Here is a 14111-nt window from a genome sequence, read left to right on the forward strand (position 1 = left end):
GAGGTGTGAGCCGTCAGGTCCCCAGCCACACCATGTTCCAGGTGCCGGCCCATACTGCGGCAACACATGCTCCACCGGCCATCAGCACTCCGGCAGCCAGCACCCAAAGGTCCAGCGCGCTGTAAGTGGATTCCCGAGCCCAGGTCCGCCGTCCGACGCCGAAGCCGCGGGCCTCCATGGTGACGGCAAGCCGGGAAGCACGCCGGATGGCCTGCACCAGCAGGCCAAAGCTCTGCCCCAGCGTCGCCTTCAGCCGCTGGCGGGCATTACCGCGGGAACCGACGCCGCGGGCGCGGCGGGCCATGCCGATGGTCTGCCATTCCTCGGCCATCAGCCCCACGAGCCGCATGGCGGCCAAGGTTCCCAGCACGAACCGGTGCGGAAGGCGTGCCTTCTGCGCCAGCGCATCGGCAAGGTCCGTGGGATCAGTGCAGCTCATCAGCAGGACCGCCGGCAGCGCAATCGCCAACCCCCGCAGCATGAACCCGGCCCCCAGCTCCAGGGAGCCTTCGCTCATGGTCCAGATGCCGACGTCGATAAGCGTCTTTCCGCTGTCCGGCGCCAGGATGGAGGTGCTCCAGCCACCCACGGCGGCGGCCAGGATGAGCGGCCAGCCCCGCTGCCACAGCAGAGTCAGGGTGAGGCCTGCCAATGGGAACAGCAGGAACTCAAAGACCAGCGCCACTGACGCGGACACCCAGTCAATGGACAGCGCCAGCACTGCTGTTATCAGGAAGACGGCGGCGAACTTGCTCAACGGATTGGCACGGGTCAGCAGGGCGTGGTTGCCGCGCAGGTTCAACTCCTGCCTCATGGCGACACCGCCGCCGCAGCAGCCAGCCGCAGTTCCGTTCCGCCCAGCGCAGCCGTGAACTCGGCATCGTGGGTCACGGACACTACCGCCGTGCCCGCGTCCAGGAGCTCGGACAGGAAGGATGCCAGCTCAGCCCAGGTGTTGGCGTCCTGCCCGAAGGTTGGCTCGTCCAGGACCAGGACCTGGGGGTGCGCGGCCAAGACCGTGGCGACGGAAAGCCGCCGCTTCTCGCCGCCCGAAAGGGTATACGGGTTGGCGTCGACGAGCCCGGTGAGCCGGAGCCGCTCGAGCAGTTCATCCACCCGCTCTTCTCCGTGGCCAAGGTGCCGCGGGCCGAACATCAGTTCGTCCAGTACTTTCCCCGTGACGAACTGGTGCTCAGGCTCCTGGAACACCGTACCCACGCGCTCGATCAGCTGCTCGGCCTTCCACTGGTAAGGGTCAATTCCAGCTCCCCGGCTGAGGGCCAGGGTGGCGGAAACCTTGCCGTCAACCGGTTCCAGCAGCCCGGCCAGCGTCAGCGCAAATGTCGATTTCCCCGCTCCGTTCGGCCCGGTGATGGCCAGCGCCTCACCGGCCCTTACCTGCGCGGAAATGCCTTGCTGCACCGGCACCGGCGGCACCTTCCGGAAGCCCTTGCGGCGCGCATGTTCACGCGACACGGCCAACTCCTCGGCGGCAAGCAGCAGGTCGCCAGTCGCCGGAGCCGAACCGGCAGCACGGAGGCGCGTCGGAGGGACGTAGCCGGGCACCCAGACCCCGGCCTCGATCAGCATGGTCCGGGCTTCGCTGAGGACCTGGTCCGGCGGGCCGTCCAGCAGCACTGCGGAATCGGTTGAAGAGCCGGGCTGCAGCACCACAATCCGGTCAACCAGGTCCTTCCACACGGTTACACGGTGCTCCACCACCACCAAGGTTGCCCCGGTTTTGTCGAGGCAGCGGCCCACAGCGTCCCGCACCTCCACCACCCCGGCAGGGTCCAGGTTGGCAGTTGGCTCATCGAGGAGAATCAGCCCCGGCCGCATGGCAAGAATGCCCGCCAACGCAAGGCGCTGCTTTTGACCGCCGGACAGGGCCGACGTCGGATGGTCCAGCGGCAGGTGGGCAAGCCCGACGTCGTCCAACGCCTCGTGCACGCGGGCCCAGATGTCAGCGCGGGGTACGGCAAGGTTCTCGGCGCCGAAGGCGACGTCGTCACCTACGCGCGAGAGGACAACCTGGGTCTCCGGATCCTGCTGCATCAATCCGGCCCGGCCGCGCTGCTCCCGGGGGGAGGCGCCGTCGATCAGCAGCGAACCGGACTCATCGGAATCGCCCGCCTCGCCGTCGTCGTCGTGCGCATCCCCCAGCACCCCGGCCAGTGCGTGGAGGAGCGTGGACTTGCCGGCGCCGGACGGGCCCAGCAGGAGCACGCGTTCGCCGGGTTGAATGTCCAGGTCGAGGGCACGGACGGCAGGCTTGGACCGCCCGGCATGCCGCCAGCCCCAGCCCCTGGCAGTGACTGCAGCCGGCCGCGCCGCCACGGCAGCGCCGGAGAGGGAAGGAGCAGTCATCAGGAAAAGACGGGCTCCGATGCTGCCTTGCGTGACGCGAAGGAGCTGAGGACACCGGTCTTTGCCAGGCCGCGGGTGGCGATCCACGACAGGGCTCCCGCGATCACGGCGCCGGAAATGGCAGTGAAGATGATGTAAGCCAGCTTGTCCCCGCCGGAGTAGGCGATGTTCCAGCCCCAGGGCGCGAAGGAATCGTTCAGGCCGCAGAAAAAGCCCGCGGCAGCGCCCGCGAGCAGTGCTACGGGCAGGTTGAACTTCCGGTACACGAAGATCGCGAAGATGATCTCGGCGCCCAGTCCCTGGACGAACCCGGAGAACAGTACCGAGGCGCCGTACTGCGAGCCCATGAGGAGTTCGCCGGTGGCGGCCACGGTCTCGCAGAACAGTGCGGCGCCTGGCTTGCGGATGATCAGCATGCCCAGCACCGCGGGGATCATCCAGCCGCCGGCCAACAAGCCGGTCAGCGGCGGATAAACGGCGTTCATTGGTGCCGAGACTGCGGCTGCGCCCTGGGACCAGGCCCAGAAAATGACGCCGCCTGCGATGGCGATGAGGGCTGCCACCACGATGTCCACGACGCGCCAGGACTTGCTGGTGGTCTTCTTGATTACTGTCGTTGCCATGCGATCCTCCTGAGGAACAGGAGGGGAAAGTGGATACAGCAACCGGCGTTGCCGCCGTTGCCGCGCACTTCGAGAACTCGACTCCCTTGCGCCGGTACTAACCGGATCAGGTTCGAGGGTCTGCGGCTGTCCGCACTCTCAGCGCCCACCTGCGGTCCCTGGCATGGCCAGTGATGCCCGACGGCGGCGCTCCCCTGTCGTTGAATGATTCTGTCGGTAAATAATCGCCCTTGTGGGCGGGGTCCAGTTTACACCGGAGGAGGGGTAGATTGTGGGCCATGGCTGCCAATTCCCCGCATGTGACCGAGTTTGATCCGGATTCCGATGCCGTCCAGCCGGAGGGATCCCTGCCAACGCTCATCGCCCGGATCGAAAGCGAAATCCGGGAGCTACAGTTTCCCGGCTTCTCCCTGGATGATGCATTGAACCTGGGGCTACTGCTGGTGGAGCTGGGCAAGGAGGGCCAGTTTCCCATTGCGATAGACATCACGAAGGGTGAACAGGTCCTGTTCCATGTGGCGCTGCCCGGCGCCACGCCGGACAACGAGCACTGGATCCGCGCGAAGCAGCGCACTGCCGCCCGGTACGAGGTGCCGTCCCTCCTGGTGGGGCTGCGCGCCCGGCTCAAGGGCGGACGGATCGAGGACAACGCCTGGTTCGATCAGAGCCGGTACGCCGCCCACGGCGGCTCCTTCCCTGTGTACGTCACAGGAGTGGGCGCAGTCGCAACAGTGACTGTTTCCGGGCTTCCCCAGGTGCAGGACCATGACCTGGTGGTGCAGGGCCTGCGGGAGATCCTTGGGTCCATGAGGGCGGACTGACTTCGGAGCGGATGGACCGAAGGCATCAACCAGCGGGCTATGGACTCCGCCACAGGCCCGGGAGTACATTCGAGGCCAGCGGCCGGAGTTCAACCAGGAGGACGCCAATGCTAGGTCCTGCAGCCGAAAACCAAGTGCGGGCCGCGGTGGACAAGGCCGCCGAGGAGATGATCTATATCGGCCCGGACCACCCCTACTATCCCCTGCTGGCGGAACTTGTGTCCGCCGTCGGGAAGGCCTGGCAGCAGGGGTACGAGCACGGCCGACGCGGCGGGCACCAGGCCAATCCCTATGTGTGGAGTACCTCCGACGGGTAGACACCAGCATCACCAGCCGGGGCGCCGCACTCGCTGGCCGTCCAGAAGATGAGAAGCGTACTTAGCTTTTATTAGTAACCATGCTTACTATGTTGTCTCCCGGTTTTTGAGGAGACAGGACATGACAGTCAGCACCCGGGCAACCGGAGCAAGGACCGGCCTGCAGAAGGCGGCGTTTGCAACGGGCGCCCTTTTCCTCCTTGTGGCTGTGCTGGGGTTCATCCCCGGGATCACTGCTAATTACGAGGCCCTGGGCATGGCCGGGCACGGCTCGGGAGCCTTGCTGTTGGGGCTTTTCCAGGTGTCCATCCTGCACAATATCGTGCACGCGGCCTTCGGGGCAGCGGGACTCTTGCTGGCCCGAACGCACCAGCAGGCAAGGAGCTTCCTCATCTACGGGGGCGTTGTCTACCTGGTCCTCTGGCTCTACGGCCTCCTGGTGGGCGATCAAACCCCTGCCAACTTTGTCCCTGTCAACGGCGCCGACAACTGGCTGCACCTGGCCCTGGGCCTGGGCATGATCATCCTGGCCATCCTGCTGTCACCGCGAACCACCCCAAAGAAGCCGCCGCGGGCGTGACCTGAGCCCCGGCCCAACCGAAACCGTCACCGTCGACGCCGCAACACCGGCAGCACTGCTGCCGCCCAAAGGAGCATCATGAAAATCCCGGAATCCCGAGGCCCCATCAGCAGCGCCCTGTTCACTGCCCTGGCAGGAACCGCCGGCACCGGCAGCGTCATCCCGGGCATCGAAGAACTGCGCGGGCTGGTCACGGCAGGACTGGACGCAACCACAGACATCATCGGGGACGACGACGTCCAGCTGGCCCTTTTCTGCCTCTATGAGCTCCACTACTCCGGCCTTCAAGGCGTCAGCGACGAGTGGGAGTGGGAGCCGGGCCTTATCCAGGTCCGCCACCTGCTCGAAAGGCCGTTCGAGGAAGCACTGCGGGCTGCTGCCCAACCGATAGCCGGGGAGCTGGCCCTGCCGCCGGCAGCGGAGATGACCAGTGACGCCGTGGCTGACGTCCTGTTCGGCCTTGCCGGCACAGACACCGGGCCCAGCGTGTCCCGCTACGTGGCCAAGAAGGCGAGCCTGGACCAGCTCAAGGAGTTCCTCATCCACAAGTCCGTCTACCAGCTGAAGGAAGCGGACCCCCACACGTGGGCCATCCCCCGGCTCACAGGACGGCCGAAGGCAGCGCTGGTGGAGATCCAGGCCGACGAGTACGGCGGAGGACGCCCGGAACGCATGCACAGCGCACTCTTTGCCCGCACCATGCGGGGGCTGGGAATGGACGACGAATACGGCGCCTACGTCGATGCGGTACCCGCCATCTCACTCGCCGCGGTGAACATGATGTCCCTCTTCGGGCTCAACCGCCGGCTTCGCGGCGCCATCACCGGTCACCTGGCGCTCTACGAAATGACCTCCTCCCAGCCCAACCGCCTGTACGGCAACGGCTTCCGGCGGCACGGCTTCGATACCGGGGTGACCCACTATTTCGACGAGCACGTTGAAGCCGACGCCGTCCACGAGCAGATCGCCGGCCGCGACCTTGCGGGTGGACTGGTGGAGGCTGAACCCGGCCTCCTCGGGGACGTCCTGTTGGGGGCAACGGCGGCAATGGCGATCGATGGCAGGATTTCCACGCACCTTTTGGCCTGCTGGGAACAGGGCGAGACCTCGCTGAGGGCGGCAGTGCCGGCGGCAGCATGAGCACGAAGGCCATCAGGCAGTCTGCAGAGTACATTCTGCCACTGCGCTGGACCGATGATTCGGGGCTCCCGGACCTGGCCGCCTACCTTGGGCACCTGGCCGAGTGGATACCTGTCACCGTGGTGGACGGCTCCGATCCGGAACTGTTCACGCGGCACGCGGCAACTTTCCCGCCTGGTGTTCGCCATATCCGTCCGGCGTCGGGCGAAGGCGGAGGCAGCAGGGGCGAAGGCAACGGCAAGGTGGCCGGCGTTATGACCGGCGTCCGTGCCGCCAAGGCGGAGCTGCTGGTAATAGCCGACGACGACGTGCGCTACACACGCGAATCGCTCACCGCCGTCCTCAACCACCTTGAGTCAGCGGACCTCGTGCGACCGCAGAACTACTTTGACCCGCTGCCGTGGCATGCATGCTGGGACACCTCCAGGACCCTGATCAACCGGGCGTGGTCGGCGGACTACCCCGGCACCCTGGCCGTACGGCGAAACGCGCTGCTGGCCACCGGCGGCTACGATCCGGTGCTTTTCGAGAACCTCGAGCTGATCAGGACCGTCAAGGCAGCCGGCGGACAGGAAAAGATCCTGCCGGACCTGTTTGTAGCCCGCAGGCCGCCCCAGCCGCGGCACTTCCTCAAGCAGCGCACCCGCCAGGCATACGACGATTTCGCCCAGCCCCGACGCCTCGCCGCCGAACTTTCCCTGCTTCCGGTAATCGCCACAGCAGCCTGCCTTCCCAGGAAGTTCCGGGGGCGGGCTCTTCTGGGCCTGGCCGCTGCGCCGGTCATCATCGCCGGCATCGGGAGACGACGGACCAACGGCCCAACAGTCTTCCCCTTCCGGGCCGTCTGGTGCGCCCCGCTGTGGGTCCTGGAGCGGGCGGTGTGTATCTGGATCGCCTTGGGATTCCGCCTGGCCGGGGGCGTTCCCTACGCCGGCACACGGCTCAGGACCGCTGCCCACTCAGAGGCCGAACTGCAGCGCCGGCACTCCGGAAAACTGGCCATCGCGCGCCACAAGGACATCCAGCCTTCCGCCCGCAACCAAGACCAGGAGCAGCCATGAACCAGGAACCAGCCGAAAGCTCGATTGTGGTGTGCCCCGACGGGCCCTTGATTGTGCGGGGCGACTTCGAAATCGTGACGCCCTCCGGCGACCCCGTCCCGCGGGAACGCAAGACCGTGGCGCTCTGCCGCTGCGGCGCCTCGGCCATCAAACCCTACTGCGACGGCACCCACAAAATGATCAAGTTCCGGACGGAACCACCGGTGGCATGACCATGGTTCCGCCACTCAACTCACGACGCCCACAGCGAACCGCTGCTTTGCCGCACCGGCTCCGGCCACGATGCCGCTAGGCTGAAGTCAGCCCGTTTTCCGCCCCGCAAGGAGTACTAGGAATGAACCTCTTCATCAAGCTGCTCGGCACCGGTGTGAGCCTCGGCGCCGGGTTCGTCGGGACCAAGCTGGTCAACACCATTTGGGAAAAGTCCACCGGGCGGAAGCCGCCTACCGGCAAGGACGAGGATGTCCCCACCAGCCTGCAGTCGGCGCTGACGTTTGCGTTGATCTCGGCCTCGGTGAGCACCATCATCCAGGTCCTGGCCAACCGCGGCACGCAGCGGGCCATCACCCGGTTCGCCAAGAGCCAGGACATCGTCTAACTCAGTGCACCGAGCCGTCGCCGGGACCGTCCTCGCGGGCGGTTTTGGCGGCGGCTTTCTGCACGACTGCCTCCAACTCATCGGCCGTCAGCAGCTCGCGGTGCAGGTGCTTGGTACGGTACCCCGCCCGGCCCACCATGTGGGCTGACACCGGCACAGTCAACAGCTGGAAAATCCAGGCGACCACCAGCACCGGCCAAACCCACCAGGTACGCATCTGCAGGCCGATGGCTGCCAGAAGCAGGAACAGCCCCAACACCTGCGGCTTGGTGGCGGCGTGCATGCGGCTCAGGAGGTCCGGAAAGCGGAGCAGGCCGATCGCGGCACCCAAGGACATCAGGGCCCCCACCACCATGAATACGCCTGACAACAGGTCGATCCAACCGTCAAGGGCCGTGGCATCAGGATTCAATGGGCTGTTCCCTTCGATCGGCCACAAACCTGGCAACCGTGACGGACCCGATGAAACCGATAATGGAGATCGCCACCACGAGCATCAGGTTGTTAAGGTGCCGGTTAACGGCCATGTCCACGCACAGGGCCCCGCCCAGGATGGCGAGCAGGACGTCTGTGGCAAGCACGCGGTCCAGCAGCGACGGCCCGCGGGAAATCCTGACGATGGCGCCGGCAGCGGCCAGCGAGAAGATGACGGCTGTAACAACCAGGACGGTCTGCATCACGATGCTGCCTCCATACGAACGGTTTCGAGTTCTTCCCTGGTACCCATGATCCTGATCAGCCCGGCCTCGATGGACCGCACCTCCTGCCGGAGGTTCGCCACTTCCTCCGGGGAGCTGATGTTCAACGCATGCAGGTAGAGGGTGGAAGTTGACCTGTCCACCTCCACCACCAGCGACCCGGGAATCAGGGAAATCACGTGCCCTGTGGCCGTGACCAAAAGATCCTGGTGGCTCCGCAGGGTCACGGCCACCACCGCGTTCCTCACCCGGGGTCCGCGCACTGTTGCCAAGTAAAGGACCTGGGCGCTGGCAATCACCACCTTTGCCAGGAACATGAGCGCGAAGGGGATGGCGTGAAGGATGTTGAAGCGGCCGCTGAGTTCCACCGGCGGGAGATAGAACAGCCTGGCAACGGCTATGGCCAGCAGCGCACCGAAGAGAAGGTTTCCGGGGCTGAAGTCCTGCCACAGGGCACCCCAGACAATGACCAGCCAGACCAGGAGCGGAAGTTCCTGGCGCAGCGAGATGCGGCGGCGGCTCATTTTCCTCCTCCGGACGTGAGAACCATCGGGACGGTGGTGTCCTCGCCAAGGACGGCCTGAATATAGGAAGACCTGTCCAGCATGTCCTCGGCAGCCCGGTCGGAGACGGTGAACAACGGACCCGCGAAAACAGTGAGCGCAACGCCGAGGACAACCAGGCCCAGGGTGGAACCCACCATGGTGCGCGGCAGGAGGGTCACAGTGTTCCGCTTGGCGCCCGGACCGGCCACTGCGGCCATCGGCGGGGCCAGCAGCACGGGATCCGGGTGCTCGGCGTCACTGGGGCTGCGCCAGAAGGCGCGGTTCCATACCCTGGCCACCGCAAGCAGTGTCAGGAGGCTGGTGACAACCCCGCCGATCACCAGCACGTACGCCAGCGGCGTGCCCAGCTCGATGCCGGCCTGCATCAGCCCCACCTTCCCCAGGAATCCGGAAAACGGCGGGATGCCGGCCAGGTTCATGGCGGGAACAAAGAACAGCAACGCCAGCAGCGGCGAGAGTTTGGCGAGTCCGCCCAGGCGGTCCACGGACGAGCTCCCGCCACGGCGTTCGATCAGCCCGGTCACCAGGAAGAGGCTGGTCTGGATGGTGATGTGGTGCGCCACATAGAAGACTGCTGCACCCAGGCCTGCCGTAGAGGACATGGCAAGGCCGAAGACCATGTAGCCGATGTGGCTGACCAGGGTGAACGAAAGCAAACGTTTGATGTCATTCTGGGCCAGCGCGCCAAGGATCCCCACCACCATGGTCAGCAGGGCGGCCACCATCAGGGGTGTGTTGAGGGTGTCTCCGGGAAAGAGCAAGGTCTCCGTCCGCACCATCGCGTAAACACCCACCTTGGTCAGCAGGCCCGCGAACACGGCAGTGACCGGCGCCGGTGCCGTGGGGTAGGAGTCCGGCAGCCAGAAGGACAGCGGGAAGACAGCCGCCTTGATGCCGAACGCCACCAGCAGCATCACATGCAGGAGGGTCTTGGTGCCCTGGTCCAGCTCGCCGAGCTTGATGGCAAGGTCAGCCATATTGACGGTGCCTGTGGCCCCGTAAACCATGGCGATGGAGATCAGGAACAGCACCGATGACACCACGGACACCACCACATAGGTAACGCCCGCGCGGATCCTCGGCCCGGTGCCGCCGAGGGTCATGAGGACGTAGCTTGCCGTCAGCAGGATCTCGAAGCCCACGTAAAGGTTGAAGAGGTCCCCGGAGAGGAACGCATTTGAGACCCCGGCCACCAGGATCAGGTAGGTGGGGTGGAAGATCGAGACCGGCGCGTCCTGGTCGCCGTCAGCCATGCCCTGGCCTGTGGCGTATACCAGCACGGCGAGGCTCACGGCCGAGGAGACAACCAGCATGAGCGAGGAGAACTGGTCCACCACCATCACGATGCCCCATGGCGGCAGCCAGCCGCCAATGGTCACGGCAGCCGTCCCGCCGTCCCAGACGGAGGCCAGCAGGAAACACTCCAGCAGGAGCGTGAGGGACAGCAGCGCGATGCTGACCGCCCGCTGCGCCCGTGAGTGCCTGATCAGCAGGAAGGTCAGGGCGGCGCCCAGGATGGGAAGGACGACGGCGAGCGGGGCAAAGCTTGCGATGTTCACTTTCCGACTCCTTCCGGGCCAAGGGCCACATTGTTGGAGCCGGGTTTTTCCTCAGCGGCAGCACGTTCCACAGGCATTTCACGGCCGCCCGCCACGAGCGTCGCCACGGGAAACTCGGAAGTCTCGGCAGGGATCTCGGCGTCGTCCTCGGCATCGAAGCTTGGCGTTTCCGCCACGCGGCGGTCTTCCACGTCGTCCTGGATTTCATCCTGGCGGGCCAGTACCCATGTCCGGTAGATGATGCCGAGCATAAAGGCCGTGACCGCGAAAGAGATCACGATGGACGTCAGGATCAACGCCTGGGGAAGGGGATCGTTGTAGTCCTGGGCCGCAATGTCTTTCGAGTACAGCGGAGCAAGCCCGGCGTAGCCGCCGGTTGCCAGGATCAGCAGGTTGGTGGCATTCGCCAGGAGCATCAGGCCCAGCAGTACCCGCGTAAGGCTGCGCTCCAGGACCAGGTAGATTCCGCAGGCATACAGGGCGCCCATAACAATCAGCAGGGTCAGGTTTATGCTCATGCTTGACCCCTTGCGGTGGTCTCTGCGGAGAGGTCTTCCGGCCTCTGTTCCCGTGCGGACGGGTTGTGCGCGGCCACGGCTGCGGCGTGCGCCTCGCCGGCGTAGTCCTGCCCCTCGTCGGCCATGTCGTGGGACACCGCAGCCGAACCCTTTTCAAAGTGCTCGTCAATTTCGGCTCCGAGGCTGCGCAGGACGTCCAGCACCAGGCCCACCACCACGATGTAGACGCCGATATCGAAGATGGTTGACGTGACGAACTTGATGTCTCCGAACACAGGCAGCCAGAGTTCGATGATGGCCGTCTGGAACACTTGGCCGCCCAGCAGCAACGGCGCTACGCCTGAGGCTGCGGCAACCGCCAGCCCGACGCCCAGTAGGGCACCGGCGCTAATGGGGGTGGCCTCCCGCAGTTCGAACCGCCCGCCCGCCAGGTAGCGGATGGTCAGGGCAAGGCCTGCGGTGAGGCCACCGGCGAAGCCGCCGCCTGGAAGGTTGTGGCCGGCGAGCAGGAGGTAGAGCGAGAAGATGATCATGGAGTGGAAGGTCAGCCGGGTGACCACTTCGAAGATGATGGAGCGGCGTTCCGGGGCGAGGGTCCTGCCCGCCACGATCCAGGCGTCCCGTGCTGACGCGGCGAACTTCCGGCTCACCGCCAGGGCAGCGGCGTCACGGGAACCCGGGTTGACTCCGCGGTAGCGGCCTACGGTGCCGGCGGCAACGGTGGCGGAGTTCTTGATCCGGTCGCCGCGGCCACGGACGAAGATGAGGCTTGCTACACCTGTTGCCGCAAGGGCGAGGACGGTGATTTCACCGAAGGTGTCCCAGGCCCGGATGTCCACGAGCGTGACGTTGACGATGTTCAGTCCCCCGCCGCCCTCGTAAGCGAGCCGCGGAAACTCCAGTGAGACAGGGGTGGCTGTCCTGGCGCCCATGGCGTGAATCGCGGCAAAGACCATGGTGGCGCCGAAGCAGAGGCCGATAATGACGCGGACCACGCGGTATTTGCCCCCGGTGCGGTCCCGAAGTTCTGGCGGCAGGCTCCGCAACGCCAGGACGAACGCCACCAGGACGATGGTTTCCACCAGCATCTGGGTGAGGGCAAGGTCCGGAGCGCCCTGAAGGGCAAACATCAGTGCGATGCCGTAGCCCGTGACGGAAACCATCAGGACCGCAAGGAACCGCTTGTTGGCTTTGACGGCGGCCAGGGCGCCAATCACGATGCCCGCACCCACCACCAGTTGGAGCGGGGAACCCGGATCCACAAGGTAGATTCCGCCCGGCAGCGGCTTGCCTGCCAGCAGGATGGCCGCCAAGGGAAGCACAAAGGCCACGCTGAGGATGACGGCGAGGTAGTAGTACAGCGAGCCGCGCTGCGTTCGTCCGGTGATCCACACCGCCACGTCATCCAGCGCCCCGACGGTGTACTGGTAAGCCTTGTCCGAGTCCACCCATGGCGGCACCAGGGACTGAACGCGCGAAACAGCGTTGCGGCCAAAGTACATCGCAAGGCCAAGTGCGAAAGTGAGGGCCGTCAACCCAAGCGCGGGGGTGAAACCGTGCCACAGGGCCAGGTGGCCTGCCTGCTCAGCGGGCGTGCCGGCGTCGGGAGCGGACGAAGCAAACAATGCGGCGTACGGCTGGATCCAGGCATCCACGGGGACCGGCCAAAGGCCGTAGACAATAGTCAGGAGGCTGAGGATGGCCGGCGCTGCAAGGAAAGAGGGCTTGATGGCCTTGAAGGGTGTGGGCTCGACTCCTGCCTTGACGGCGAACGCCCCCCACATGAAGCGTGCGCTGTACGCGAAGGTCAGGATGGACCCCAGGACCAGCCCGGCCAGGACCACCATCCCCCAGGGACCGGCGGCAGGGTCACTTGCGTGATGGACGAAGGCCTCGAGCACGGATTCCTTGGCCACGAAGCCGGCCAGCAGGGGCACCCCTGCCATGGAAGCGGCACCGATGCCGGCCACAATGCCCAAGGCGCGCGAGGACCTGAAGACCCCGGAAAGCTTGCGGACATCGCGGGTGCCGGACTGGTGGTCGATAATGCCCACCACCAGGAACAGGGTGGCTTTGAACAGGCCATGGGCCAACAGCATTGCCAGGCCGGCGAGGGCAGCGTCCGGCGTGCCGAGCCCCACCACCATGGTGAGGAAACCGAGCTGGCTTACGGTGCCGTAGGCAAGGATGAGCTTGATGTCGGACTGCCGCAGGGCCCGGTAGCCGCCCACCAGCATGGTCGCCAGTCCGAGCCCCAGCACCACCGGCTGCCAGAAGGCCGTCTCGGCGAAGCCCGGGGCCAGCCGTGCAACGAGGTAAATGCCCGCTTTGACCATCGCCGCGGCATGGAGGTAGGCGCTGACCGGCGTAGGGGCTGCCATGGCTCCGGGGAGCCAGAAGTGGAAGGGAACCAGCGCCGATTTGGTGATGGCACCCACCAGGATGAGCACGACGGCGGCACTCACCATGGAGCCGGAAGCTCCGCCCATCAATGCAGGCGCCTGCTGGAGAATGTCGGAGATTCGGTATGTTCCGGCCGCGTGGCCGAGCATGATCAGGCCGACCAGCATGGCCAGGCCACCCGCGGTGGTGACCATCAGTGCCTGGAGTGCCGACCGCCGCGCTGCCAGCCTGGTGCGGGCGAATCCGATCAGGAGGTAGGACAGGATAGTAGTGAGTTCCCAGAAGATAAACAGCAGCAGGAGGTCATCCGCGACCACCAGGCCGAACATGGCTCCGGCGAAGGCCAGAAGCTGGGCTCCGAAGGCGCCAAGGTCCTGGTCCTTCTTCTTGAAGTACCTTGCGCAATAGACCAAAACCAGTGAGCCAACGCCCAGCACCAACAGGGACATGACCCACGCCAGGGCATCCATCCGGAAGGCGAACTCCAGCTGGAGGCCCGGAATCCAAGGGACCACTTCGGTGACCGCCCCGTCCCCGGAGTAAACAGGGCCGTGCTGGAACAGCAGCCAGATGAAGGAGGCACCGGGAACAGCCGCCAGTGCGTAAAAAGCGTTCCGGCCCCATATTCCGAAGAGGAACGGCGCCGCCACAGCCACCGTAAAGTGCACGGCAAGGACTGTGATCACTGTTATCTCCGCAACGTCAGGGATTCGATTGTCAAAAGTTGGAGCTGGCGGTCATTGGTTAGGTTCGGGAGCCCCCAGTTTATCAAGCCTCCGCGTCCGCTTCCTCCTCGGTGTTGTATCCTTCCCCCGCATTTCCCGGCGTCAAAGGCCTCGGGTCCGCTGACTGTTCGCCAT

The 14111-nt window shown here is 65.5% G+C and carries 16 protein-coding genes and 1 riboswitch; of the genes, 7 read left to right on the forward strand and 9 right to left on the reverse strand.

The window, feature by feature from the left end:
- Positions 1-13: 13 nt before the first annotated feature.
- Genes M1D32_RS18690 through M1D32_RS18700 form a run of 3 tightly spaced genes read right to left on the reverse strand, consistent with a single transcriptional unit; the run spans position 14 to position 2990 of the window.
- A complete protein-coding gene (locus tag M1D32_RS18690; RefSeq protein WP_458780109.1) occupies positions 14-814 on the reverse strand; it encodes an energy-coupling factor transporter transmembrane component T family protein in 801 nt (266 codons plus the stop codon).
- A complete protein-coding gene (locus tag M1D32_RS18695; protein ID WP_458780110.1) occupies positions 811-2367 on the reverse strand; it encodes an ABC transporter ATP-binding protein in 1557 nt (518 codons plus the stop codon). The genes M1D32_RS18690 and M1D32_RS18695 overlap by 4 nt, the downstream gene beginning before the upstream one ends.
- Positions 2367-2990 (reverse strand): ECF transporter S component, encoded by a 624-nt coding sequence (locus M1D32_RS18700; RefSeq protein ID WP_458780111.1) that lies wholly within the window; start codon positions 2988-2990, stop codon positions 2367-2369. The genes M1D32_RS18695 and M1D32_RS18700 overlap by 1 nt, the downstream gene beginning before the upstream one ends.
- Positions 2991-3055: 65 nt before the next feature.
- Positions 3056-3196, reverse strand: a riboswitch (TPP riboswitch).
- A 72-nt stretch (positions 3197-3268) separates the two neighbouring features.
- On the opposite strand from M1D32_RS18700, the gene M1D32_RS18705 reads away from it, so the two are divergent.
- The 7 genes from M1D32_RS18705 (at position 3269) to M1D32_RS18735 (ending at position 7507) form a co-directional block, all read left to right on the forward strand.
- Positions 3269-3811 carry a heme-degrading domain-containing protein gene (locus tag M1D32_RS18705; RefSeq protein ID WP_458780112.1) on the forward strand — a complete coding sequence of 181 codons (543 nt, stop codon included), beginning with the start codon at positions 3269-3271 and terminating at the stop codon, positions 3809-3811.
- Between the two features lie 107 nt (positions 3812-3918).
- Positions 3919-4128: a hypothetical protein gene (locus M1D32_RS18710; RefSeq protein WP_458780113.1), complete on the forward strand. Its 210-nt coding sequence runs from the start codon at positions 3919-3921 to the stop codon at positions 4126-4128.
- 121 nt (positions 4129-4249) lie between these two features.
- On the forward strand, positions 4250-4708 hold the full coding sequence (locus tag M1D32_RS18715) for a DUF4383 domain-containing protein (RefSeq protein WP_458780114.1): 459 nt from the start codon (positions 4250-4252) through the stop codon (positions 4706-4708).
- A gap of 78 nt (positions 4709-4786) precedes the next feature.
- Positions 4787-5848, forward strand: coding sequence for an iron-containing redox enzyme family protein (locus M1D32_RS18720; protein WP_458780115.1), 1062 nt, complete (start codon positions 4787-4789; stop codon positions 5846-5848).
- Complete coding sequence (locus tag M1D32_RS18725; protein ID WP_458780116.1) at positions 5845-6909, forward strand: glycosyltransferase family 2 protein; 1065 nt, start codon at positions 5845-5847, stop codon at positions 6907-6909. The genes M1D32_RS18720 and M1D32_RS18725 overlap by 4 nt, the downstream gene beginning before the upstream one ends.
- Positions 6906-7121 carry a CDGSH iron-sulfur domain-containing protein gene (locus tag M1D32_RS18730; RefSeq protein WP_458780117.1) on the forward strand — a complete coding sequence of 72 codons (216 nt, stop codon included), beginning with the start codon at positions 6906-6908 and terminating at the stop codon, positions 7119-7121. The genes M1D32_RS18725 and M1D32_RS18730 overlap by 4 nt, the downstream gene beginning before the upstream one ends.
- 122 nt (positions 7122-7243) lie before the next feature.
- On the forward strand, positions 7244-7507 hold the full coding sequence (locus M1D32_RS18735; protein ID WP_066279890.1) for a DUF4235 domain-containing protein: 264 nt from the start codon (positions 7244-7246) through the stop codon (positions 7505-7507).
- Position 7508: 1 nt separating this feature from the next.
- Here M1D32_RS18735 and mnhG read toward each other — a convergent pair whose 3' ends face one another.
- From mnhG to M1D32_RS18765, 6 genes are read right to left on the reverse strand one after another with little or no spacing between them, the layout of a single operon-like run.
- On the reverse strand, positions 7509-7919 hold the full coding sequence (mnhG, locus tag M1D32_RS18740) for a monovalent cation/H(+) antiporter subunit G (RefSeq protein WP_458780118.1): 411 nt from the start codon (positions 7917-7919) through the stop codon (positions 7509-7511).
- Positions 7909-8184, reverse strand: a complete 276-nt coding sequence (locus M1D32_RS18745; protein ID WP_458782233.1) for a monovalent cation/H+ antiporter complex subunit F — start codon at positions 8182-8184, stop codon at positions 7909-7911. The genes mnhG and M1D32_RS18745 overlap by 11 nt, the downstream gene beginning before the upstream one ends.
- Positions 8184-8729, reverse strand: coding sequence for a Na+/H+ antiporter subunit E (locus M1D32_RS18750; protein WP_458780119.1), 546 nt, complete (start codon positions 8727-8729; stop codon positions 8184-8186). Before M1D32_RS18750 ends, M1D32_RS18745 begins: the two co-directional genes overlap by 1 nt.
- A complete protein-coding gene (locus M1D32_RS18755; protein ID WP_458780120.1) occupies positions 8726-10330 on the reverse strand; it encodes a Na+/H+ antiporter subunit D in 1605 nt (534 codons plus the stop codon). The genes M1D32_RS18750 and M1D32_RS18755 overlap by 4 nt, the downstream gene beginning before the upstream one ends.
- Positions 10327-10848, reverse strand: a complete 522-nt coding sequence (locus tag M1D32_RS18760; protein ID WP_458780121.1) for a Na(+)/H(+) antiporter subunit C — start codon at positions 10846-10848, stop codon at positions 10327-10329. Before M1D32_RS18760 ends, M1D32_RS18755 begins: the two co-directional genes overlap by 4 nt.
- Positions 10845-13937, reverse strand: coding sequence for a Na+/H+ antiporter subunit A (locus tag M1D32_RS18765; RefSeq protein WP_458780122.1), 3093 nt, complete (start codon positions 13935-13937; stop codon positions 10845-10847). The genes M1D32_RS18760 and M1D32_RS18765 overlap by 4 nt, the downstream gene beginning before the upstream one ends.
- Between the last annotated feature and the right edge of the window lie 174 nt (positions 13938-14111).

This window comes from Arthrobacter sp. D3-16, from assembly GCF_054408515.1.

Bases quoted from the DNA above. Each gene is read 5' to 3' on its own strand.
- M1D32_RS18730 (WP_458780117.1), top strand. From the start codon at position 6,906: ATGAACCAGGAACCAGCCGAAAGCTCGATTGTGGTGTGCCCCGACGGG.
- M1D32_RS18695 (WP_458780110.1), bottom strand. From the start codon at position 2,367: ATGACTGCTCCTTCCCTCTCCGGCGCTGCCGTGGCGGCGCGGCCGGCT.
- M1D32_RS18715 (WP_458780114.1), top strand. From the start codon at position 4,250: ATGACAGTCAGCACCCGGGCAACCGGAGCAAGGACCGGCCTGCAGAAG.
- M1D32_RS18705 (WP_458780112.1), top strand. From the start codon at position 3,269: ATGGCTGCCAATTCCCCGCATGTGACCGAGTTTGATCCGGATTCCGAT.
- M1D32_RS18690 (WP_458780109.1), bottom strand. From the start codon at position 814: ATGAGGCAGGAGTTGAACCTGCGCGGCAACCACGCCCTGCTGACCCGT.
- M1D32_RS18725 (WP_458780116.1), top strand. From the start codon at position 5,845: ATGAGCACGAAGGCCATCAGGCAGTCTGCAGAGTACATTCTGCCACTG.
- M1D32_RS18700 (WP_458780111.1), bottom strand. From the start codon at position 2,990: ATGGCAACGACAGTAATCAAGAAGACCACCAGCAAGTCCTGGCGCGTC.
- M1D32_RS18735 (WP_066279890.1), top strand. From the start codon at position 7,244: ATGAACCTCTTCATCAAGCTGCTCGGCACCGGTGTGAGCCTCGGCGCC.
- M1D32_RS18760 (WP_458780121.1), bottom strand. From the start codon at position 10,848: ATGAGCATAAACCTGACCCTGCTGATTGTTATGGGCGCCCTGTATGCC.
- M1D32_RS18720 (WP_458780115.1), top strand. From the start codon at position 4,787: ATGAAAATCCCGGAATCCCGAGGCCCCATCAGCAGCGCCCTGTTCACT.
- M1D32_RS18750 (WP_458780119.1), bottom strand. From the start codon at position 8,729: ATGAGCCGCCGCCGCATCTCGCTGCGCCAGGAACTTCCGCTCCTGGTC.
- M1D32_RS18745 (WP_458782233.1), bottom strand. From the start codon at position 8,184: ATGCAGACCGTCCTGGTTGTTACAGCCGTCATCTTCTCGCTGGCCGCT.
- M1D32_RS18710 (WP_458780113.1), top strand. From the start codon at position 3,919: ATGCTAGGTCCTGCAGCCGAAAACCAAGTGCGGGCCGCGGTGGACAAG.